The organism is Hyphomonas oceanitis SCH89, from assembly GCF_000685295.1.
In the GTDB taxonomy this organism is placed as follows: Bacteria; Pseudomonadota; Alphaproteobacteria; order Caulobacterales; family Hyphomonadaceae; genus Hyphomonas; species Hyphomonas oceanitis.
In genome coordinates, this window is the sequence record NZ_ARYL01000161.1 from 1 (window position 1) to 591 (window position 591).

1 protein-coding gene is annotated in these 591 nt (G+C 61.9%); it reads right to left on the reverse strand.

What is annotated here, in order from left to right:
* The coding region (locus HOC_RS20735; protein ID WP_206741638.1) for a helix-turn-helix domain-containing protein at positions 1-280 on the reverse strand (280 nt) is incomplete at its 3' end.
* Between the last annotated feature and the right edge of the window lie 311 nt (positions 281-591).

A 591-nucleotide genomic window follows, 5' to 3' on the forward strand; every position in this document is an offset into this window, starting at 1 on the left:
CCGCAGAGCGCGAGCGACCCTGTTTGGTGACGCCCGTCTCGAACAGCTCGGCCAGGGAAACATCGAGCCGTTTCGCCACATCCATAATGATGCCGGCACTCAGACGGTTCATGCCCGTCTCGTACTTCTGGAGTTGCTGATGACTGATGCCGAGCCCGAGACTGAGCTCGGCGAGCGTCATTCCCCGGGCCTTCCTGAACCGGCGCACATTCTCCCCCACAAGGCGGTCGACATCTGTCACGGCCCGTGCTGCTTTTCCTGTTGGCTTGGGTTTCTTCAAGCGCTTACCCCGGACCCTCTGGACGCAGACCAGATGTCATTCAGACCAGGCATGAATGCTGCCTCCAGTCACAGAATACACGTCCTTCCGGGTACGGCGAGACAAAAAAGCTGTTCCCGAGCGAGCAGGAACAGGCGCATCTGCTGCCTGAGCTGATCGCTGGCCCGGAGACCTGTCCGGGAGGCACCTGCCCCTCACGCCTTGCCGGCCCGGTCGCCATCCAGGGCGTCAAACGCCTCGGCGAGACTGAATCCGGGCCAGGGTTTGGGCCAGACAACTGGATAGTCAGCCGAAAAGAGCCGGTCGCCATC